Here is a 22084-nt window from a genome sequence, read left to right as displayed (position 1 = left end):
CAAGTTGTAGCGCTTGGCAAGCTGGCTGAAAGCCAGTTCGCAAAAGCTGCACTGCCAGGAGTGGTAGTTCAGTTGGTTAGAATACCGGCCTGTCACGCCGGGGGTCGCGGGTTCGAGTCCCGTCCACTCCGCCAGATCGCAAACCCTTGCAAGTCATGCTTGCAGGGGCTTTTTGCTTTCTGGCCATCGATTCCTGCTCTGTGGGCAAGGTCTAGAATGAAGCCAACCCTTGCGGAGGCCTTGCCCGTGAACGACACCCCATCCTATTCGCCCCAGGCACCCGATCGTGCCGAGGTCGACGCGCTGCCGGGCCTGACCCTGCTGCAGTTCGGCACCGACTGGTGCGGCCATTGCCAGGCGGCGGCACCGGCCGTGGCCCAGGCGCTGCAGGCGGCACCCGCCACGCTCGCCGCCATGCGCCACCTGCCGGTCGAGGATGGTCCCGGGCGCCCGCTGGGCCGCAGTTTCCGCGTCAAGCTCTGGCCGACCCTGATCCTGTTGCGCGATGGCCAGGAAATCGCCCGCCTGGTGCGCCCGACCGAGGCCGCCGCCGTCGCGCAGTGGCTCGCGGCGGCTTCGTCCGCGGCCTGAGCTGGGCTCAGGACTCAGAACCTGGCTCCAGGCCCTGCACAGGGGCCTTGTGCTGCGGCCTTGCTGGCATCCAGTCCTTGTCCTGGCCGGCCGCCTGCTGGCTTCGGCTCAGCCGGCGCCCAGCCTGGCGCGCAGCGCGGCGTTTTCCTGCTCGAGTTCGGCGTTGTGCCGCAGCGCGGCCTCGAGCCGTCGGCGCAGTTCATCGAGCTCCTGCTGCAGGGCGGGGTGGCTGGCGTCTTCCTGCGGTGCCACGCTGCTAGCTTCCAGCCTGGCCAGGTCGCGCGCCTGCGCCAGGCGCGCATTGATCGCGTCGCACCATTCGATCACCTCGACCCGGGTCGTGTCCTTGTGCACCGGGTTCTGCAGCGTCGCCTTCTTGACATCGGCGCGCCGGCACAGCTCGGACTGCGTCATGCGGCCGTGGTTGTAGGGGTAGTGGCCGCCATGGGACAGGATCTCGGCCTCGATCTGGGCCATGGCCTGGCGCAGGCGCTGCAAGGCGGCCTCGGTGCGCGGGTGGCCGCGGCCGGCTTCGGTCTCGGCCTGGTTCTGGTTCACGCTGTCGTTCATCGCTGGGCCCGGCGCTGCTCGCGCAGCATGAAGAGGTAGAGGCTTTCGACCTTCTCGCGCGCCCAGGGGGTCTTGCGCAGGAACTTGAGGCTGGAATTGATGCTGGGGTCGACGTTGAAGCAGCGGATCGGGATCTGCTCGCCGAGCCCGGCCCAGCCGTAATGCGCCTGCAGCGCGGTCACGATCGCTTCCAGCGTCAGGCCGTGCAGGGGGTTGTTCCGCTGTGGCGGGGCGTCCGTGTCGGATGTGGATGTCATGGCCGGGATTGTGCCGCCAAAGTCGCGTCGAGCGGCGCTACCGGCTGGGTCGAGATCTCGTGCATGACCTTGAGCCAGCCGGCGGTGGCCTGCGGACCGGCACGCTCCAGCGCGGCGCTCAGGTGCTCGGCCAGCGGCGAGGTCAGCTGCCACTCGAGCTGCTGTCCCGCTTCGGTCAGGGCCAGCTGCCGGACCCGGCGGTCATGCGCCGGCTTGCTGACCGTGACCAGGCCCAGCTCGACCAGCTGCCGCAGCGGCGCGTGCAGCGCCTGCTTGCTGACGCCGAGCCGCTCGAGCAGCTCGCTGACGGTCAGCTCCGGATGGCGCGCCACGTAGTAGAGCACCCGGTGGTGCACCCGTCCGAGCCCGCGCTGGGCCAGCAGGGCATCCGAGCCCGAGGTGTAGGTCCGGTAGGCCTGATAGAACAACGCGATCGAGGCCATCAGGTCGGGTGGGCTAGTTACGTCAAGCATATTGACTGATTTCTCGTTCGGCGTTAACATGAAAATAGGTCAATATTATTGACGTTAATAGATCGAGGAGAGCCATGTCTGAACCGTCTCGCATTCTTCACCCTGGCCTGCGCCAGAAAATCATGTCGGCCGATGCGGCTGCAGCGCTTATCGAGCATGGCGACCATGTCGGCATGAGCGGCTTCACGGGTGCCGGTTACCCGAAGGCGGTGCCGCAGGCACTGGCCAAGCATATCGAGCAAGCCAACCAGGGCGGCAACAAGTTCCGCATCGGCGTCTGGACCGGCGCCTCGACCGCGCCCGAGCTCGACGGCGCGCTGGCCAAGGTCGGCGGCATCGAGATGCGCCTGCCCTACCAGTCCGACCCGACCTGCCGCGCCCGCATCAATGCCGGCGAGATGGACTATATCGACATCCACCTGTCGCATGTGGCGCAGTTCGTCTGGTTCGGCTTCCTGGGCAAGCTCAATGTCGCGGTGGTCGAGGTCGCGGGCATCCTGGAAGACGGGCGCCTGATCCCGTCCTCGTCGATCGGCAACAACAAGACCTGGCTCGACCAGGCCGACAAGGTGATCCTCGAAGTCAACAGCGCGATGCCGCTCGGACTCGAGGGCATGCACGATGTCTATTACGGCACCGAGCGTCCGCCGCATCGCAAGCCGATCCCGATGACGCATCCGGGCGACCGCATCGGCGACGCCTACCTGCATGTGGACCCGGCCAAGGTGGTTGCGATCGTCGAGACCCACGCGCTCGACCGCGACACCAAGTTCTCGGCCGCCGACGACAACTCGCAGCGCATCGCGGGCCATATCCTCGATTTCCTGGCGCACGAGGTCAAGGTCGGGCGGCTGCCGCCCGAGCTGCTGCCGCTGCAGTCCGGCGTCGGCAACATCGCCAACGCGGTGCTCGCCGGCCTGAACCAGGGCCCGTTCGAGAACCTGACCGGCTATACCGAGGTGCTGCAGGACGGCATGCTCGAGATGCTCAAGTCGGGCAAGATGGTGATGGCGTCGGCCACCGCGTTGTCGCTGAGCCGCGAGGGTACCAAGGAATTCCTCGACAACCTCGACTTCTACCGCCAGCGCATCGTGCTGCGGCCGCAGGAAATCTCGAACCACCCCGAGCTGGTGCGCCGCCTCGGCGTGCTGTCGATGAATGCGATGATCGAGGCCGACATCTACGGCAACGTCAACTCGACCCACATCATGGGCACCCGCATCATGAACGGCATCGGCGGCTCGGGCGACTTCGCGCGCAATGCCTACATCTCGTTCTTCGTGACGCCTTCGACCGCCAAGGACGGCGCGATCTCCTGCATCGTGCCGATGGTCAGCCATGTTGACCACACCGAGCATGACGTGCAGATCCTGGTCACCGAGCAGGGCCTGGCCGACCTGCGCGGCCTGGCGCCGCGCCAGCGGGCCCAGGTCGTGATCGAGCATTGCGCCCACCCGGACTTCCGTCCCGCGCTGCGCGACTATGTGGCACGCGCCGAGCGCTCGGCGCGCGGCGGCCAGGGCGGCCTGCACACTCCTCATCTGCTCGACGAGGCGTTGTCCTGGCATTCGCGCTTCGAGCGCGAAGGTCGCATGCTGCCCTGAGGCGTGCAACCCGCACCGGCCCAGGCCGGTGCTTGCTGCGCCGGGTCGCCCGATGTCGCGCGGCCCGGCGCTCCTGGATAGAATGGCAGAAATGAATCTGCACGGCTTTATCCTGCTCACAAGCCAGGTGCAGCCAGCAACCCGATGCAGGCGCTGAGGAAACGGCCTTGCCGATTGTCCCTGCCACCACCGATGGCCATTCAGGCAAGTTGAAGCGTACCCCGAACTGGCTGTCCTGGCTGGTGCTGGCGATTGGCCTGGCCCTGACCCTGGGCCTGCACGAGTTCAGCCAGCGCTGGATACGTTCGGCCGACGAGGACCGTTTCCTGCTGCGCAGCAACGAATTCAGGACTGCCCTCCATACCCATCTGGTCGGCCTGACCCAGGTCTTGCGCGGTGCCCAGGCCTATGCGGGCCAGAATCCGCTGATCAGTCCCGAAGCCTGGCAGCGCATGCGCGATACCCTGCGGCTGGAGGAGAGCTATCCGGGCTTCACCGACCTGATCCATCTGCGCGCGGCCAGCGGCGAGCAATTGCCCGAGCTGATCGACTCGCAGCGCATGCTGGGCGGACAGGAGTTCGTGCTCAAGCCGCCGGGCGTGCGTGATTTCCATGTCGTCGTCACCAACCTGGCACCGGTCACCGAGAAGAACCGGGTTGCCCTCGGGATCGATTCCTGGCAGAGTCCGGAGCGGCGCGATGCGCTTGAGCGCGCGCGCGACACGGGCAATCCCCAGCTCAGCGCCAGGGTCCAGCTCGCGGTGGACCAGGGGCCGGACCGCTTGCCCGGTTTCCTGATCTACCAGCCGCTCTACCGTGGCGGCGCCTTGCCGGATACCGTGGAGCAGCGGCGGGCGCTGCTGGTCGGCTTCGTCGGCACCAGCCTGCGCTACCAGGACTTGGTGCGCGAGCTGTTGCCGGCCGACCGGCAGCCGCTGGCGATCGAGCTGCGCGACGCCGCCGTCGCCGAGGAGGGCAGCGGCACGCTGGTCTTCAGCAGCCAGCCGGCGGCCGGCGAGTCGCCCAGGCTGATGCGCCAGCAGCTCTCGCTCGACATCGGCGGGCGCCGCTGGACCCTGGTCTGCACGGCCAGCGACGACTTCCTGCTGCCGATCGAGCAGGCCTATCCCCAGCTGGTGCTGGCGGTCGGCCTGTTGCTGTCGCTGCTGCTGTTTGCCTTGAGCCGGGCCCAGATCCAGCAGCGGCTCAGGGCCGAGCGGATGGCAGAGTCGATGAGCCGTTCGGTGCTGTCGACCCGCGACCACCTGGCTTCCATCCTCGAGGCCGTTCCCGACATGCTGCTCGAGATCGATGCCGAGGGCCGGATCACCGAGGTGCGTTCGGCGCGCCAGGCCCCGTTCGAGATCCGGCCGCCCGCGCTGGTCGGCCAGCATTACGCCCAGGTGCTGCCGCCTGCGGCGGCCGAGGTCATTGCCGCCGGCCTGCAGGCGGCGCGTCTGCACGGCAGCGACTACGGCCGGCGCTACTGCCTGGCCCAGGCCGGGGGCGATTGCTGGTACGAGGCCTCGATCGCCTGCCGGCTCAGGGGCGACGCGGAGCAGCCCTACTATGTGCTGCTGTCGCGCGATGTCAGCGAGCAGGTGCGCCTCGAGCGCGAACTGCGCCAGCAGCACGAGCGGCTCAATACGATTCTCGACAGCGTCGAGGCCTATATCTACATCAAGGGCACCGACTACCGCTACCAGTACGCCAATCGCCGGACCTGCGCGCTGTTCAAGCGCTCGCTCGAGCAGATCATCGGCCACCAGGATGCCGACTTCTTCGAGCCGGCGGTCGCGGAGCGGGTGCGCCAGGTCGACCGCCGCGTGATCGAGCAGGGCGAGCGGGTGGTGGCCGAGGACTTCAATGTCTTGCAGGACGGCTCGAGCTCGACCGACCTGACGATCAAGATCCCGCTGCGCGACGAGGAAGGGCGGGTCTATGCGCTGTGCGGCATCTCGACCGATGTCTCGCCGCTCAAGCAGGCGCAGGCCGAGCTCGAGCGCTACCGCCAGCATCTGCAGCAGCTGGTCGACGAACGCACGGCCGAGCTCGCAACGGCGACCCGCGCGCTGAGCCTGGCCAGCGCCGAGCAGCAGGCCGTCTTCAACGCGGCGACCGCAGGCCTGATCTTCGTCAAGGATCATCAGATCCAGCGCTGCAACCGGACCATGGAGCAGATGTTCGGCTATGGGCCGGGCGAACTGATCGGCCAGGCACCGCGCATCTTCTATGCCGATGACGAGGCCTTCGCCAAGCTGCAGCAGAAGTTCCAGCCCGACATGCTCGCGCATGGCAATTTCCGCACCGAGCAGGAGCTGATGCGCAAGGACGGCAGCCGCTTCTGGGCCCGCGTGTCGGCGCAGGTGATCGACCGGGATGTCAGCAAGGGCTATGCCGGCATGGTGCAGGACATCACGGCCGAGCGCGAGGCCTTCGAGGCGATGCAGCGCTCGAAGGAAATGGCCGAGCAGAACGCGCGCGCCAAGGCCGATTTCCTCGCCAACATGAGCCACGAGATCCGCACGCCGATGAATGCCGTGATCGGCATGACCCATCTGGTGCTCAAGACCGAGCTGACGCCGCGCCAGCTCGACTACCTGCAGAAGATCCAGCTGTCGAGCCAGCACCTGCTCGGCATCATCAACGACATCCTCGACTTCTCCAAGCTCGAGGCCGACAAGATGAGCGTCGAACGGGCGCATTTCGACCTCGACCAGATGCTCGACAACGTCGTCGGCCTGTTCGTGACCAAGACCGACAGCAAGGGGCTGGAACTGGTGGTGGACGTGGCGCAGGACGTGCCGCGCGATCTGATCGGCGACCCCCTGCGCATCGGTCAGGTGCTGATCAACTATGCCAACAACGCGGTCAAGTTCACCGAGCAGGGCACGATCACGATCCGCGTTGCGCTTGAGCCGGGCCAGGAGCCGGCCGACGAGCTGCTGCTGCGCTTCTCGGTCCAGGATACCGGCATCGGCATCTCGCCCGAGCAATGCGCGCTGCTGTTCCAGAGCTTCCAGCAGGCCGACAGCTCGACCACGCGCAAGTACGGCGGCACCGGCCTGGGCCTGGTGATCTCCAAGCGCCTGGCCGAGCTGATGGGTGGCCAGGTCGGGGTCGTCAGCGAGCCGGGGCAGGGCTCGACCTTCTGGTTCACGGCCCGGCTCGGCCTGGGTGCCGATCAGCCCAGGCGCTGGCTGGCCCAGCCCGATCTGCAAGGGCGGCGCATCCTGGTCGTCGACGACAACGACCCCGCGCGCGAGGTGATGGGCGAGATGCTGCGCTCGATGGGCTTTGCCGTCAGCACGGTCGCGTCCGGTCCGCTGGCGCTGGCCGAGCTGAGCCAGGCCGCCGCGGCCGGACAGCCCTACGAGGTAGTCTTCCTCGACTGGAAGATGCCCGGCATGGACGGCGTGACCGTCGCGCGCAAGATCGCCGCCCTGCCGCTGCCCAGGCGACCGCTGGTGCTGATGGTCACGGCCTATGACCGCGGCGAGCTGCTCGAGCTGTCCGAGGAGGTGGGCATCAGCGACGTGCTGGTCAAGCCGGTGACTCCCTCGGTGCTGTTCGACACCGTGATGCGCCTGCTTGGCGCCGAACTCGACGAGCTGTCCCCGCTACCGCGCCCCGAGCGTGGTCTGCAGGCCGATACCGCCCCGCTGCAAGGGGCCAGGGCCCTGCTGGTGGAGGACAACGAGATCAACCAGGAGGTCGCGATCGAACTGCTGCGCGAGCTCGGCCTGTGGGTCGACCTGGCCCCCGACGGCGCCGTGGCCCTGGAGCGGGTGCAGCAAAATCCGTATGACGTGGTGCTGATGGACATGCAGATGCCGGTCATGGACGGCCTGACGGCCACGCGCCAGATCCGCCAGCTGTCCTGGCTGCAGGAATTGCCTATCCTGGCCATGACCGCCAATGCGATGACGGGCGACCGGGAGCGCTGCCTCGAGGCGGGGATGAACGACTACATCGCCAAGCCGATCGATCCGCAGGACCTGGCGGCCAAGCTGCTGCGCTGGGTCAAGCCCAGCCGGTCGCGCTCGCGGCGCGCGTCCAGGCGCCAGCGCAGCACGGTTCGGCCGGCCGCCACGGGGCGGGGCGTTTCATTCGCGGGCATCGCGGGACTCGACACGGTGCTGGGCCTGCGCCAGGTGCTCGGGCGCGAGCCGCTCTACCAGCAGTTGCTGGCCCGGTTTGCCAGCGACCAGGCCGCGACGCCGGCTCGCCTGGCCGGGGCGATCGCCGCGGCCGACTGGGTCCAGGCCGAGCGGCTGGCGCACACGCTCAAGGGGGTGGCGGCCCAGATCGGCGCGCTCGAGCTGCGCGAGCGGGCCGAGCGGCTGGAGCAGGCCTTGCGCGAGCGGGCGCCGCAGGACCGCCTCGAGCTGCTGCAAGCCGGCATCGCCCAGGCCTTGCCGCCGCTGGTCGAGGCGATCCGCCAGCGCCTGCCGCAGCAGGCGGCTAACGTGACGGCCGTCTTGAAGGACCCGCAGCAATGGCGGCGCCTGCGTGCCCAGCTGGTCAGCCTGCTCGAGCAGGCCGACACCGATAGCCTGGCGCTGTTCGAGGCCAACCGTAGCCTGCTGCAGGCCGCGCTGGGCCCGCATTACGAGCCGCTGGCCAAGGCGCTGGAGAATTTCGATTTCGAGCAGGCGCTGCTGGCGATCAGGCAGGCGGGGTGAGGGCCGTGTTGGCCTGGGCAGTGGCTTACTGACCTGGGTTTGATGGCCCTGCGGCTTCGGGTCAGCGCACAGGTCGCCTTTTGGGACGACTCGAGCGCACCTGGGTCACTGCCTTGACCAGATCGACGAAGAGGCGCGCGAGTTTGATTGGCCCCAGTCCGGTGCCTTGCCCGGTTCCCGTTGCATCGGTAAAAGCCAGGTGGTGCGCCGCGAGCGTTCTTTCGAGTGTCGCCACGCTCTTCAGCCTGCCGAATGGAAGGAATCCCGGGCACAGGTCCGATGGCTTGCGACGAAGTCGTGATTGCGCAAGCTGCAGGATGAGCGCGTCAGGGTGCTGCAACAAGAGCTCGGCGACCAAGGCTGACGCTGGCTCGGTTCGACAGTCCCGTAGCGTCAGCTGCAGCAAGGCGCCTAGATGGCCCTTGCCCAAGCCTGGATGCCTGACGAGCTGGTTGAGCTCAGCGACGTTGCTGGGCGCCTCTCGATGAAGCCTCTGGTAGATTTCTGCGCCGACCGTCTGGGGATTGCTTGAGCTTGTCGCTGCTCGGTCTGCAGGAGGACTGCCGCTCAAGTAGGATTCCACCGCGGGAGCCGCCAGGGCCAATACCTCGCTGCGCGACATCTCCGAATGATCGACAGTAGGGATGTCGAACGTGAACTGGAGATTGTCCTCTGGCATCCAGGCATGTGCGTTGCCTCTTCCGATCTCGAGTTGGGCCAGACAGGTTCTCCGGATATGGATCACGGCTGGCATCCGCTCCGCTGGGCTTGCCGCCAGCAGGCGCCGAAGGTCGCGGTGGCTATAGGCTGGCAGGCGATGCAGGGGCGAGGAGTCGGACATCAGGACATAGTCGGGCGCGCAACCTGATGCTGCCAGCAGGCGGCCAACCAGCCAGGCAACGCTGCCTCCGGCCGAATAGCCGAAGATGATCCTGGGTCTAGGCAAGGCACCGGCCTTGATCTGGTCAGCGATCTCGATGGCGGTCTTCCACCAGCTGTTGCCTTGAAGGATGTTGCCGCCAGCCAGGCCGATATCGGCCGCCCACAAGTCATGCCCTGCAAACAGCCCGGCCCTGGCAAAGGGTACGGCCATTGCCGATCCACCCCATCCCGGGACGGCCAAGGCTATCCCTTTCGATGGCGTGCTGCTTGGCCATGCCAGCCTGAATCTCAATCCCGGCTGCTTTTCAGTCACATGTGATGGATTGTCTATGCCAATCAGTCGGGCCAGATTGTGGAGGCTTGCATCGACGAGGAATTCATCGACTGAAAAGCTGTTCTTGAAGCTTTTCTCGACATGCAGCATCAACTGCATCAGCTTGAGCGAGTCTCCGCCCAATGCCACGAAGTCGCTGGGGTGTTGGTGGGCGCCTGGCCACAGCACGACATCCCACAGATGGCAGAGGTGCTCGTAGGCATTCTTGCCTTCATGCTTGTCGCCCCTGATGGCTTCGTGCCTGGGGATGCGGGTGGTCAAGGCCTTGTAGTCCACCTTGCCTCCGGCCAGCAGCGGAATGGCCTCGATGACCTCGATCCCGGCAGGAACCATGAAGTCTGGCAAGCGATGCGCGAGCCATTTTCTGGGATCTTCGTTGAACGCTTCATTCCTGGTGATGAAGCCGTAAAGCCGGGGGCTGCAGGCTTCCTGGTCCTCGATGACCGCTGCGCCAGTGACACCGGGAATGGAGCGCAAATTGTTTTCCACCTCGCTCAGATAGACTCTTTGTCCCCTGATCTTGGCCATTCTCCCGATTCGGCCCAGATGTAGCAGCTGGCCGTCTGGCCGGCGCCTGACAAGGTCTCCGGTGGCGTAGAGGCGTTCCGGGCTGCCTGGGGCGAAAAGGGGGAAACGTTCCGAATCGATACCGCCGGGCTTCCAGTCGCCAAGGGCTTGGTAGGAAGATCGAATCAGCAGTTCTCCCGTGTCGATGTCTCTGCTGCTCTCGTCGATCGGCCGCAAGGCGTAGCAGGAAAACGGGTAGATCTGACCCATGGGAACCGTTGCTTGTACAGTATCGGTTCCATCGCAGTGGCAAATGAACAGGGCGCTTTCCGTGCTGCCGTAGACGTTTTGAATCAGGCAGTTCGGCTGCAGGGTCTTGCGTGCCAGTTCGAGGTCCGACGCGAGCAACGGTTCACCCGAAAAACGGACGGCATCCAGGTAGCCCAGCACGTCTTTGGCACCAGGCAGGGTGGCAAAATTGCGAAACATCGACGGCGTGAACCTGATATGCCTGGCCTCGAGGCGCAGGATGGCATCACTCAGGGCAGCAAATCCCAGCTTCTTGATGTCGGCCAGACAGAGCGCTCCGCCGGATAACAAGAAAACCATCGCATGGTGAAGGAAGCCATAGTTGCCGTGTGATCCTGCAATCAGGACTCTTGATCCCGAGGACACTTGCATCAGTGCGATGGAGGCCTGCACCTTGGCCTGCAGGGTGGCGGCCGAGTAGGTGACCAACTTGGGGCTGCCGGTAGAGCCCGAAGTAGGAAATATCATGGCGGGCTCATCAGCGCCCAGAACCTTGTCAAGGTTCAGCTGGCTCGATCGGCCGTCGGAAACCAGGGTTCTGACCGCCAGCCCGCTGGGCAAGCTTGCCAATGTCACGGCATCACACAGCAGCAGGGTGCAGGCGGCTGACTCGATCAGTTCCAGCAAGCGATGAGGTGGCTGCCCGGGTTCCAGCAGCAGCAAGGGCCTTCCGGCCATTGCGCAGGCAAACCAGGCTGCCACCGCGTCAAATCCCACCGATTGCAGGAGTGCGACCGGGCCCGGGGCCGTAGCGGAGGCTTGGATCTCCTGCGCCAGACCGGCTGCGCGGCAGGCCAGCTCCTGAAAACGGAAGCGCTGGGTCTCATGCAGGACCGCGGTCCGCTCTGGCCAAAGCTGACAGGCCCTGGCCAATGCCACTGGTAGCGCTTCATGGACGCGGTCGGCATCGGGCTCGGCAAAGGGTGTCTCATGCCAGACAAGGTTGGCGTGCATCTTGATCGAGTTTTCTGGCCTTGAGGGGACGATTGCTTGTCACGCCAGCGGGAGTGACCAGTTGATCGTCTGGATCTGGTACTGGCTGTAGGTTTCTGCCGAGATGAGCTTGGGAACCCAGGTCTGGTCGACTTCCTGGAATCCCAGCGAGCCATTTTGTGCCCGTATGGCCCCGCCTGGGAAAGCACGGAAGGAAAGCATTCCCGGGCTCGCGACCTGTCGCAGCAGGAGGCCATGGTCCCGCGTGACCAGCGGCGCCAAGTCCTTGGCCCATTCAGTCTCGGCTATCTGGTAGAGCCATGCCCGGTAGCTGGCCTCTTGCGCAGAACAGGGCCGCCCCAGGAAGCGCTCGACAATCGCATGTTCCTTCTGGTTTATTTCCGGTAGCGTCTGGTATCCAGGTTTGGGTTGGCTGCTGCTGAATCCAGGCGCTTCGGATTGCAGCAGCACGCGAACGAATTTGCTGGCGCCAAGTGACTCGATGATTTCCCGTAGTTCCTTGGCATAGCGACTGGTTTTGTCCAAGGATATGTCGTTGACGTAGGCCGCCACGCCATTGTTCAGCACGATGACGAAATCAATCCCGGGGGCGTATTTCTGCGTGACTCTTGCCTGCAGCAGCGCGATCTGGCGCAGCAGCATCAGTTCTGTTTGATCCGGATGAAAAAGGGGGGCTGGGTCTTGCGGCAAGGGTGATGCCCGGTAGCCGCCGTTGTACAGGAAGTACAACGTCAAGGGTCGCATGGCGTCGATATGTGATTGCAAGCCCTGGCGAAAGCGAGGCAGTATGGCCCTGAGTCGGCCACGTGATTGATGGTTGAAGCTTTTGTGCAAGAAAAGCGAGACCAGCTCTTCCGACAAGGACTCGCTGTCCCTGGCTGTCCTGTCGGCGAGGTCGGCCGTGACGGGTCCCAGGCAGGCTGCGCGGATGGCGTTCACCGTGGCGTCGAGCCACTGGAGCAGTCGTTCCTGCGTCGCTGCGTCAGCTTGCGCATGAACGCCCTGTTTCAAGTCTGATGGCGGGAGCGGCAGGATGAGGGTCGTTGACATGACATTGGGCCAAGGTTGTTGTGGGCTCTGTGGGTCGCAGTCATTAGCCCCTTGGCGGAGTCGCGATTGATCGGCCGCGGATCAGCACTCAACAGCAAAAAGCATGTACCAGCCACGGCCGCATTCTAGGCAGTGGTCAGGGGGAGACAAGTGGAATATGCGGTGAGTCGGACCGCGGGAGGCTGCTGGATCGTTCGCTGGCCGGCGTCGCCTGGCTGATGTCGTGATGTCCAGCCAGTTCGTCAATCGTTGCCGTGGCAAGCCTGATTCTTGCCCGCGTGAGGGCCCAGTGGAACCGGACAACCTGGGCACGTTGCCGGACTGGCGGAAACGGTGAGATTCGAACTCACGGAGGGGTATCAGCCCTCGGCGCTTTTCAAGAGCGCTGCCTTAAACCGCTCGGCCACGTTTCCTTGCGCAAGCGACCGCGCTGGTCGATGCAGCGGCCATTGTAAGGCCTGCCGGCCCGGTTTTCGTGCCACACTCCCGCCCCATGTCCAAGGTAGAAATGGCGCGCTCGGCGCTGCAGGTGTTCGATCAGGTGGTGGCGGCCAGCGGGCTGCGGGTGCGCGAGGGCCAGCGCCTGATGGCCGAGCAGGTCGCGCAGACCTTTGCCGAGGCCGATCTCGGCAAGACGCCCGAGGACGAGGATGGCCCGATCGAGGCGCTCGAGCCGCAACGCTCGATCGCGGTGATCCAGGCCGGCACCGGGGTCGGCAAGTCGCTGGCCTACAGCGTGCCGGCGATCGCGCTGGCGCTGGCGCGCAACACCCGCGTGATGATCTCGACCGCCACCGTCGCGCTGCAGGAGCAGCTGGTCGCCAAGGACCTGCCGGCGCTGGCCAGCAGCCTGCCGCAGCCGTTCCGCTTCGCGCTGGCCAAGGGGCGCGGGCGCTATGTCTGCAAGCTCAAGCTCGACCGCTGGTCCGCCGGCAGTGACGGGGGCGATGGTGACGCGGCCTGGGATGCCGAGGACGACCTGTTCGCCGACGAGGCGCGCCCGACCAGCGCCGGGCGCAGCCTGAGTCTGGCGCAGGAACAGGTCGAGCGCCAGGCCTTCTACCAGGGCCTGCAGCAGCAGCTCGAGCGCGGGCGCTGGGACGGCGACCGCGACCAGCTCGAGCAGCCGCCCGAAGCGGCCTGGTGGGCGGCAGTGGCGGCCGAGGGCAGTTCCTGCACCGCGCGCCACTGTCCGGCCTACGACCAGTGCAGCTACTACGCGGCGCGCAAGTCGCTGGTCGGCGCGCAGGTGATCGTGGTCAACCACGACCTGCTGCTGTCATCGCTGGGCTCGCGCCTGCTGCCCGAGCTCGACAACTGCCTGCTGGTGCTCGACGAGGCGCATCACTTGCCGGGCATCGCGCTCGACCAGTTCGCCAGCAGCATGGACCTGAGCCGGCTCAAGTGGATAGACAAGCTGGCCAGCCAGGCGGTGCGCACCGGGGGCCTGCTCGCGGTGTCCGAGGTGGCCGAGCTGCCGCGCATCTCGGCCCAGCTGCGCCAGCTGATGCTGGACCTGGCGCGCTTGGTCATGCATCACCATGGCTCGGCCCTCAAGGGCGAGGAGGCGCCGGCCTTTGGCAGCCGACGCGGGTCTGCCCCGGCAGGATCGAACCAGCCCGGGCGCTACCGCGTGCCGCGCGGACAGCTGCATCCCGAGCTGGTCGAGCCGCTGGCCCAGCTCTCGCACCAGGCGCAGGAATTCCTCGATGTCTTGCGCGCCGTCAGCAAGGCATTGAAGGCCGAGATCAAGGCCCAGCCCGACGAGGCCAAGCGCCTGTCGCAGCTCTATGCCCAGCTCGGCACGCTGGCGCCTAGGCTCGAGGCGGTCGCCGCCACCACCCAGCTGATGCTGCAGGACCCCGCCGAGGGGACGGCGCCGGCGGCCAAGTGGTTCACGCTCGCGACCCAGGGCGACTACATCGTGCTGCAGGCCCATGCCAGTCCGACCCTGCCGGGCGCGACGCTGCGCCAGCATCTGTGGAACGCGGTGCGCGGCGCGGTGCTGACCTCGGCCACGCTGACCAGCCTGGGGAGCTTCGACTTCTTCCTCAAGGAGGTCGGCCTGTTCGGCGACCCCTGCGCGCTCGCGCTGGAGGTCCAGAGCCCGTTCGACTTCGCGCGCCAGGGCCGCCTGGTGCTGGTCGACCATTTGCCCGACCCCAAGGACGCGACGGCCTACAACGCGGCCATGGTGCGCGCGCTGCTGCGCGACCTGCAGCAGGTCGAGCATGGCGCGCTGGTGCTGTTCACCTCGCGCGCCCAGCTGCGGCTGGCCGAGGAGTCGCTGCCCGAGTCGCTGCGCGAGATCGTGCTGGTGCAGACCGCGCTGCCGCGCTGGCAGCTGCTGAGCCGCCACCGCGAGCGGGTCGCGGCCGGCCAGCCCTCGGTGATCTTCGGCATGCAGTCCTTCGGCGAGGGGCTGGACCTGCCGGGCCCGCTGTGCGAGGACCTGTTCATCACCAAGCTGCCGTTCGCGCCGCCCGACGATCCGGTCGGCGAGGCGCGCGCCGAATGGCTGCGCCAGGTCGGACGCGATCCCTTCGTCGAGCTGGTGGTGCCGGCGACCGCGATCCGGCTCGCGCAGTGGGTGGGCCGTGCCATCCGCACCGAGGAGGATGAAGCCCATGTGACCTGCTACGACCGCCGGCTGACGCGTACCAGCTACGGCCAGCGCCTGCTGCAGGGCCTGCCGCCGTTCACCCGGGTGATGCGGGACGCGGCCTAGTTTTTGGGCTACAGTGGATCAAGTTCAAAACGAAAATGGCTTCGAGCGACATGACCATCAGCCAGATGCCGGAATGGAGCCAGGCGATGAGCGTGGGCAACGTCCTGATCGATGCCCAGCATCGGCAGCTGCTCGGCCTCGGACGGCAGGCGCTTGAGCTGCTGCAGGCGCCGGTGCTGGACCCGGTCCGCTTCCACGCCTTGCTCAACGACATTGCCGATGCCACGCGCCAGCATTTCGAGACCGAAGAGGCGATCCTCCAGGCCCACCAATGCCCTTTCCTGGACGCCCATCGTGCCGAGCATGACCGCTACCGCGAGCGCCTGACCGAGCTGCTGTTCGACGGCATCTTCGGGGCGGGCGACCGCGACGGGCTGGCGCGGCTGATCCATGAACTGATCACCGAGCATGTGCTGCAGCGGGATGTCCCGCTCAAGGAGTACATGAGCTAGGGCCTGGCGCTAGCCAGCTGGCGCGTCCAGCCCGCCGATGGCCCGCAGCAGCCGCTCCGGCGTCGCCGGCGCGTCGAGCCGGACCGGCTGGCCGTCGCCGCGCGCCTGGGCCACCGCGTCGCGCAGCGCCTCCCAGACGCTGATGGCCAGCATGAAGGGGGGTTCGCCGACCGCCTTGCTGCCGAAGACATTGTCCTCGCGGTTCGCCTCCGGCCAGAGCTCGATCCGGAATTCGGCTGGCAGGTCGCCCGCGCTCGGGATCTTGTAGCTGCTCGGGCCATGGGTCAGCAGCCGGCCCTGCGCGTCCCAGACCAGCTCCTCGCTGGTCAGCCAGCCCATGCCCTGGACGAAGCCGCCTTCGATCTGGCCGATGTCGAGCGCCGGGTTGATGCTGCGCCCGACGTCGTGCAGGATGTCGACCGCCAGCACCCGGCTCTCGCCGGTCAGGGTATCGAGGGCGACCTCGCTGCAGGCGGCGCCATAGGCGAAATAGTAGAACGGCCGTCCGCTCAGCGTGCGCGGGTCGTAGTGGATCTTGGGCGTGCGGTAGTAGCCGTCGCTCCAGAGCTGGATGCGGGCCGAATAGGCCTTGGCCACCACTTCCTGCCAGTTGCGCCTGGCCTGCGGGCTCACGACCTGGGCCTGCTCGAAGCGTACCTCGCTGGCAGCGCAGCCGTCCTGCTCGGCGACGAAGCGGGCCAGCCGCTCGCGGATCTGGAAGGCGGCGAGCTGGGCGGCGCGGCCGTTGAGGTCGGTGCCGCTCGAGGCGGCGGTGGCCGAGGCATTGGGTACCCGGGCCGTGTCGCTCGCGCTGACGCGCACGCAAGGCAGCGGCAGGCCCAGCGCCTGGGCGACGATCTGTGCGACCTTGGTGTGCAGGCCCTGGCCCATCTCGGTGCCGCCGTGGTTGAGCAGCACGCTGCCGTCGGTGTAGACATGGACCAGCGCGCCGGCCTGGTTGAGCGAGGTCGCGGTGAAGCTGATGCCGAACTTGACCGGAGTCAGCGCCAGCCCGCGCTTGATGACCGGGTTGGCGGCGTTCCATTGCGCGATCGCGGCGCGCCGCTCCAGGTAGCGTGCGCGGTGCGCCAGCCGGTCGATCAACGGCGCCAGGATGTTGTCCTCCAGCACCATGCCGTAGGGCGTGACGTTACGCTCCTGGGTGCCGTAGAGGTTGACCCGCCGCACCTCGAGCGGATCGAGTCCGAGCCGGCGCGCGATCTCGCCCATGACGGTCTCGATCGCGAGCATGCCCTGCGGTCCGCCGAAGCCGCGAAAGGCGGTGCTGCTCTGCTTGTGGGTGCGGCAGCGCCAGCTGTGGATCGCGACATGCTCGAGGAAATAGGCGTTGTCGCTGTGGAACACCGCGCGGTCGCAGACCGGAACCGACAGGTCGGCCGAAAAGCCGCAGTCGGCCAGCTCGGTGAGTTCGAGCGCGAGCAGCCGGCCCTGGTCGTCGAAGCCGGCCTGCCAGTCGAAGCTGAAGGCGTGGCGCTTGCCGGTGATCAGGAAGTCGTCCTTGCGGTCCAGCCTGAGCTTGACCGGGCGGCCGAACTTGTGCGCGGCCAGCGTGGCCCAGACCGCGATCTGGCTGGCCTGGGTTTCCTTGCCGCCGAAGCCGCCGCCCAGGCGCCGGCAGACCACCTGCACCTCGTGGTTGCCCAGGCCCAGCGCGCTGGCGATGCAGTGCTGCACCTCGCCCGGATGCTGGCTGCTGCTGTGCACCAGCCACTGGCCCTGCTCCTGCGGCTGCGCGTAGGCGACCTGGCCCTCGAGGTAGAAATGTTCCTGCGCGCCGCTCTCGAACTGGCCGGCCAGACGGTGTGGCGCCCGTGCCAGCGCGGCCGCGACATCGCCGCGCACCAGATGCACCGGCGGCGCGACATAGTGGCCAGCCGCGTGGGCGGCGCGCGCCGACAGCAACGCCGGCAGCGGCTCGGCCTGGATCTGCACCAGCCGCGCCGCGCGCCGGGCGGTTTCGCGGTCCGTTGCCACGGCCAGGCCGATCACCTGGCCGGCGTAGAGCAGTTCGTCCTGCGCCAGCACCGGCTCGTCCCGGGCGCTGGTCGGCAGCAGGCGCGCGCCCGGGATGTCGGCCGCCAGCACCAGTCCGACCACGCCGGGCAGCGCCAGCGCGGCGGCGCTGTCGAGGCCGAGCAGTCGTCCATGGGCCAGCGGCGACAGGATCGGGGCGGCGTGCAAGGTACCGGCCAGCTCGGGCAGGTCGTCGATGAAGCGGGCTTGGCCGGTGACATGGGCCCGGGCGCTTTCGTGCGGCAGGGATTGGCCGCAGGCGCCGCTCGCTGGCGGGATGGGAATGTTCATAGCCGAGACTCCGTCTCTGTGCGGGGGCTGATCGGCTCCAGCGCCTGCAATCCGCTCGCATGGGGCAGGGCGCTGCCCTGGCTTTCGAGCCAGCTGCGCCAGAGCAGCCGGCCCAGCACCAGGCGCCGGTAGCCGGCGCTGGCGCGCAGGTCGGACAGCGGCTCGAATTCGGCTGCGAGCGTGGTCATGGCCTGCTGCACCGTGGCGGGGCTCCAGGGCTGGCCGATCAGTACGGTTTCGGTGCGCCGGGCCCGCACCGGCGTCGCCGCCACGCCCCCGACGCCGATGGCAGCGGCCAGCACCCGGCCGCCCTCGAGCTGCAGCGACAGCGCCAGGCAGACGGTCGAGATGTCGTCCTCGACCCGCTTCGACACCTTGTAGGCCCGGGTCCAGTCGCTACCAGCGGGCCGCTCCGGGCAGGGGATCTCGACCGCAGCGATCAGTTCGTCCGCGCCGAGCCGGTGTCTGCGGTAGCCGGTGTAGAAGTCCTCGAGCGCGAGGCGGCGCTCGGCCGGCGCCTGGCTGCCCTGATCCCAGCGCAACAGCCGCAGCTGGGCGCCCAGCGCGATCAGCAGCGGCATCGAGTCGCCGATCGGCGAGCCGTTGGCGATGTTGCCCGCCAGCGTGCCCGACTGGCGCACCGGCAGGCCGGCGAAGCGCTGCGCGAAGTCGATCAGCTGCGGCCATTGCCGCAGCAGCGCGGCGAAGGCCGATTCGAGTGTGACCGCGGCGCCGATGCCGAGCCAGCCTGGCTGGTGCTCGATGCGGGCCAGTTCCTCGACGCGCATGAGGTCAATCAGCCGCTCATGGGACTGCAGCCCCTGGGTGATCGAGAGCCCGAGGTCGGTCGCGCCGGCCACCAGTCTGGCCTCGGGCCAGCGCGCGCGCGCCTGCAGCAGGCCCGCCAGGTCGGTCGGCGCCAGATAGTGGCGGGGTTGCGCGCCTTCGGGCCTGTCGGTGGCTGGCCCGGCGCTCGGCGGGGTTTTTGCTGCCGGGGCAACCTGTCCCAGCAGCGCCAGCAGGGCGGCCTGGTCCACTCGGGCCGGTGGCAGTCGCGCCATCGACTGCGCCGCGTCGAGGATGGGCCGGTAGCCGGTGCAGCGGCACAGATTGCCCGACAGGTCGGCCTGCGCCGCCTCGCGGCTCACCGCCTGGCCCGCCGCGACCCGATTCTGGTACTGCGCGAACAGGCTCATCACGAAGCCCGGGGTGCAGAAGCCGCATTGCGAGCCATGCTGCTCGAGCAGGGCCTGCTGCGCCGGGTGCAGCTCGGCCCCGCCGAGGTCGAGCAGCGGGTCCGCTGCCAGGTCGGCGGCGGTCCAGAGCGCGCTGCCATCGATCGAATGGGCCAGCCGCAGGCAGCTGTTGACCGAGCGCCAGCGCAGCCCGTCGCCCCGGGCCTGTGCCAGCACCACGCTGCAGGCGCCGCAGTCGCCCGAGTTGCAGCCCTCCTTGACCGCTGGCTGTCCGAGGTCCTCGCGCAGCAGCGCCAGCAGGGTGCGGTCGGGCGCGACGCGCTCGACCGCGACGATGGCGCCGCGCTGGACAAAGCGCAGCGGCGAGAAGGGGGGCTGATCGGATGGCATCGGGTGCTCGGTGGTTCGGTTCAGCTGGCAGGCAATCTTTGTGCCATCCTATCCCGGTCCCAATCGCAAGGGAATGCCCGGCTGGCCTTAACATCGGGGCTCCCTGCGCGGCAGGTCCGGCCTGTCCCGGTCCCTTGCTGGCGAGCTTCGGGACCCCATTCCACTTCCGACCTCCTCTATGAGCAGCCCCCCCAGACTCGAGCTCAGTGCCATCACCAAGCGCTATCCCGGCGTGGTGGCCAACGACAATGTCGCGCTCAGCGTGGCGCCCGGCAGCATCCACGCCGTGCTGGGCGAGAACGGTGCCGGCAAGTCGACGCTGATGAAACTGATCTACGGCGTGGCCAAGCCCGACGCCGGCGTCATGCGCTTCAACGGCCAGCAGGTCCAGGTGCACAACCCGCAGCAGGCACGCGCGCTCGGCATCAGCATGGTGTTCCAGCATTTCAGCCTGTTCGACACCCTGACCGTGGCCGAGAATGTCTGGCTCGGCCTGGACAAGAGCCTGAGCCTGCGCGAGGTGGTCGAGCGCATCGAGTCCAAGGCTGGCGAGTACGGGCTCGAGCTCGATCCGCACCGCCCGGTGCACACGCTCTCGGTCGGCGAGTGCCAGCGGGTCGAGATCGTGCGCGCGCTGCTGACCCAGCCCCAGCTGCTGATCCTCGACGAGCCGACCTCGGTGCTGACGCCGCAGGCGGTCGAGAGCCTGTTCGTGGTGCTGCGCCAGCTCGCCGCCGAGGGCTGCTCCATCCTCTACATCAGCCACAAGCTGCACGAGATCCGCGAGCTGTGCCACGCCTGCACCGTGATGCGTTCCGGCCGGGTGGTTGCTCACTGCGACCCGAGCCGCGAGACCAATGCCTCGCTGAGCCGGCTCATGATGGGTTCGGAGCCCGAACGCTTGAGCGCGCGCGAGCAGGCGCCGGGCGCGCTGATGCTGGAGGTGCGGGACCTGCAGCTGGCCAGCGAGGACCCGTTCGGCACCGACCTGCACGGGATCTCGCTGCAGGTCCATGCGGGCGAGGTGGTTGGCATCGCCGGGGTCTCGGGCAATGGCCAGGGCGAGCTGCTGTGCGCGCTCTCGGGCGAGGACCGGCGCGCGCCAGCCGGCAGCGTGCGGCTGGCCGGCGTCGACCTGGCGCAGGCCGGCCCCGGCTTGCGGCGCAAGCATGGCCTGCATTTCGTGCCCGAGGAAAGGCTGGGGCGCGGCGCGGTGCCGACCCTGGGCCTGGCACACAATGTGCTGTTGACCCGCCATGACGCGGTCGGTCCGCTGGGCTGGCTCAGGCTCGGCGTGCTGCGCGCTCAGGCCGAGGAAATCATCGCGCGCTACAAGATCAAGGCCGGTGGCCCCGATGCGGTCGCGCGCTCGCTCTCAGGAGGCAATTTGCAGAAGTTCATCGTCGGTCGCGAGATCGATTGCAATCCGCGCGTGCTGATCGTGAGCCAGCCGACCTGGGGCGTCGATGTCGGCGCCGCCGCGCATATCCGCTCCGAGATCCTGGCCCTGCGCGACGCCGGCTGTGCCGTGCTGGTGGTCAGCGAGGAGCTCGACGAGCTGTTCGAGATCAGCGACCGGCTGCATGTGATCGCCGACGGCCGGCTCTCGCCCTCGGTGCCGCGCGCCGAGGCCACGGTCGAGCGCATCGGCGCCTGGATGTCGGGACTCTGGCCCGCCGAGTCGGAGTCGCCGGCACTGAACGCAGCAGGGGAGGCCGCCCATGCTCAGGGTTGAACTGCGCGCCCAGCCGTCCAAGGTCTGGAGCTACGCCTCGCCGCTGCTGGCGCTGGCGCTGACGGTACTGATCGGCATGACGCTGTTCCTGCTGCTCGGCAAGGACCCGCTGCGTGGCCTGCAGGTCTTCTTCTGGGAGCCGATCCGTACCCCCTATGCGATCGGCGAGCTGCTGCTCAAGGCCACGCCGCTGCTGCTGATCGCGCTCGGGCTGGCGGTCTGCTTCCGCTCCAATGTCTGGAACATCGGCGCCGAGGGCCAGTTCGTGCTCGGCGCCCTGGCCGCGGGCGGCGTCGCCCTGCTGGCCGGTCCCGACAGCGGGCGCTGGGTGGTGGCGGCCGTGCTGCTGGCCGGCGTCGCGGGCGGCATGGCCTGGGCCGGCCTGACGGCCTGGCTGCGCGACCGCTTCCATGCCAACGAGATCCTGGTCAGCCTGATGCTGGTCTATGTCGCGATCCAGCTGCTCGGCTTCCTGGTCTACGGGCCCTGGAAGGACCCGCTGGGCTACAACTTCCCGCAGACCAAGACCTTCGAGGCGGCCGCGCGCATGCCGCGCCTGTTCGAGGGCTCGCGCGTCAACATCGGCCTGCCGATCGCGCTGGCGCTGGCGGCGGGCATCTGGCTCTACCTGTTCCGCACCCTGTCGGGCTTTGCCCAGCAGGTCGGCGGGCTGGCGCCGGCGGCGGCGCGCTTTGCCGGCTTCTCGTCGCGGCGCGCGCTCTGGATCGCGCTGCTGGTCTCGGGCGGACTGGCCGGGCTGGCCGGCGCGCTCGAGGTCGCCGGTCCGCTCGGCCAGCTCACGCCCTATGTGCCGGCCGGCTACGGCTTTGCCGCCATCATCGTCGCCTTCGTCGGCCGGCTGCATCCGGTCGGCATCCTGCTGTCGGCCCTGTTGATGAGCATGTTCTACATCGGCGGCGAACTCGCGCAGTCGCGCCTGGGCCTGCCGAAGTCGATCACCGGTGTGTTCCAGGGCCTGCTGCTGTTCGCGCTGCTGGCCTGCGACACCCTGGTCGCCTACCGCATCCAATGGAGGAAATGA

Annotated in this window: 14 protein-coding genes and 2 tRNA genes; 8 read left to right on the top strand and 8 right to left on the bottom strand. The window is 67.8% G+C overall.

The annotated features are described in order from the left end of the window. The first annotated feature begins 57 nt into the window (after window positions 1-57). A tRNA-Asp gene (locus C6P64_RS13905) sits at window positions 58-134 on the top strand. 112 nt (window positions 135-246) lie between these two features. Continuing rightward, window positions 247-591, top strand: coding sequence for a thioredoxin family protein (locus C6P64_RS13900; protein WP_170073112.1), 345 nt, complete (start codon window positions 247-249; stop codon window positions 589-591). 108 nt (window positions 592-699) lie between these two features. Here the strand turns inward: C6P64_RS13900 and C6P64_RS13895 are convergent, their stop codons facing one another. Genes C6P64_RS13895 through C6P64_RS13885 form a run of 3 tightly spaced genes read right to left on the bottom strand, consistent with a single transcriptional unit; the run spans window position 700 to window position 1891 of the window. Further along, window positions 700-1161: a hypothetical protein gene (locus C6P64_RS13895; RefSeq protein ID WP_105749151.1), complete on the bottom strand. Its 462-nt coding sequence runs from the start codon at window positions 1159-1161 to the stop codon at window positions 700-702. Then, a complete protein-coding gene (locus C6P64_RS13890) occupies window positions 1158-1418 on the bottom strand; it encodes a VF530 family protein (RefSeq protein WP_105749150.1) in 261 nt (86 codons plus the stop codon). The genes C6P64_RS13895 and C6P64_RS13890 overlap by 4 nt, the downstream gene beginning before the upstream one ends. Beyond that, window positions 1415-1891 (bottom strand): MarR family winged helix-turn-helix transcriptional regulator, encoded by a 477-nt coding sequence (locus C6P64_RS13885; protein WP_105749149.1) that lies wholly within the window; start codon window positions 1889-1891, stop codon window positions 1415-1417. The genes C6P64_RS13890 and C6P64_RS13885 overlap by 4 nt, the downstream gene beginning before the upstream one ends. 74 nt (window positions 1892-1965) lie before the next feature. Between C6P64_RS13885 and scpC the strand changes: the two genes are divergently transcribed. Together scpC and C6P64_RS13875 are read left to right on the top strand one after the other, a co-directional pair. Further along, window positions 1966-3495 (top strand): succinyl-CoA:acetate CoA-transferase ScpC, encoded by a 1530-nt coding sequence (gene scpC / locus C6P64_RS13880; RefSeq protein WP_105749148.1) that lies wholly within the window; start codon window positions 1966-1968, stop codon window positions 3493-3495. 167 nt (window positions 3496-3662) lie between these two features. Then, window positions 3663-8180, top strand: a complete 4518-nt coding sequence (locus tag C6P64_RS13875) for a response regulator (protein ID WP_146115935.1) — start codon at window positions 3663-3665, stop codon at window positions 8178-8180. Window positions 8181-8241: 61 nt separating this feature from the next. On the opposite strand, the gene C6P64_RS13870 is transcribed toward C6P64_RS13875, so the two are convergent. From C6P64_RS13870 to C6P64_RS13860, 3 genes are all read right to left on the bottom strand, one after another. Further along, window positions 8242-11166, bottom strand: coding sequence for an AMP-binding protein (locus C6P64_RS13870; RefSeq protein ID WP_105749146.1), 2925 nt, complete (start codon window positions 11164-11166; stop codon window positions 8242-8244). A gap of 39 nt (window positions 11167-11205) precedes the next feature. Further along, complete coding sequence (locus C6P64_RS13865; protein ID WP_105749145.1) at window positions 11206-12216, bottom strand: hypothetical protein; 1011 nt, start codon at window positions 12214-12216, stop codon at window positions 11206-11208. 322 nt (window positions 12217-12538) lie between these two features. Beyond that, a tRNA-Ser gene (locus C6P64_RS13860) sits at window positions 12539-12629 on the bottom strand. 80 nt (window positions 12630-12709) lie between these two features. Between C6P64_RS13860 and dinG the strand changes: the two genes are divergently transcribed. Beyond that, window positions 12710-14944: an ATP-dependent DNA helicase DinG gene (gene dinG / locus C6P64_RS13855; RefSeq protein WP_105749144.1), complete on the top strand. Its 2235-nt coding sequence runs from the start codon at window positions 12710-12712 to the stop codon at window positions 14942-14944. 35 nt (window positions 14945-14979) lie between these two features. Beyond that, the gene (locus C6P64_RS13850; protein WP_105749143.1) at window positions 14980-15396 is read left to right on the top strand and encodes a bacteriohemerythrin; all 417 of its coding nucleotides are present in this window, start codon (window positions 14980-14982) and stop codon (window positions 15394-15396) included. A 9-nt stretch (window positions 15397-15405) separates the two neighbouring features. On the opposite strand, the gene xdhB is transcribed toward C6P64_RS13850, so the two are convergent. Then, window positions 15406-17721, bottom strand: a complete 2316-nt coding sequence (gene xdhB, locus C6P64_RS13845; protein WP_105749142.1) for a xanthine dehydrogenase molybdopterin binding subunit — start codon at window positions 17719-17721, stop codon at window positions 15406-15408. Continuing rightward, window positions 17718-19307, bottom strand: coding sequence for a xanthine dehydrogenase small subunit (xdhA, locus tag C6P64_RS13840; protein ID WP_105749141.1), 1590 nt, complete (start codon window positions 19305-19307; stop codon window positions 17718-17720). Before xdhA ends, xdhB begins: the two co-directional genes overlap by 4 nt. Window positions 19308-19485: 178 nt before the next feature. On the opposite strand from xdhA, the gene C6P64_RS13835 reads away from it, so the two are divergent. Beyond that, window positions 19486-21042, top strand: coding sequence for an ABC transporter ATP-binding protein (locus C6P64_RS13835; protein WP_105749140.1), 1557 nt, complete (start codon window positions 19486-19488; stop codon window positions 21040-21042). Continuing rightward, complete coding sequence (locus tag C6P64_RS13830; RefSeq protein ID WP_105749139.1) at window positions 21029-22084, top strand: ABC transporter permease; 1056 nt, start codon at window positions 21029-21031, stop codon at window positions 22082-22084. Before C6P64_RS13835 ends, C6P64_RS13830 begins: the two co-directional genes overlap by 14 nt.

The organism is Malikia granosa (genome assembly GCF_002980595.1).
GTDB lineage: Bacteria > Pseudomonadota > Gammaproteobacteria > Burkholderiales > Burkholderiaceae_C > Malikia > Malikia granosa.
The sequence above is the reverse complement of the archived record's forward strand: the minus strand, read 5'-3'. Positions and strand labels throughout refer to the sequence as shown.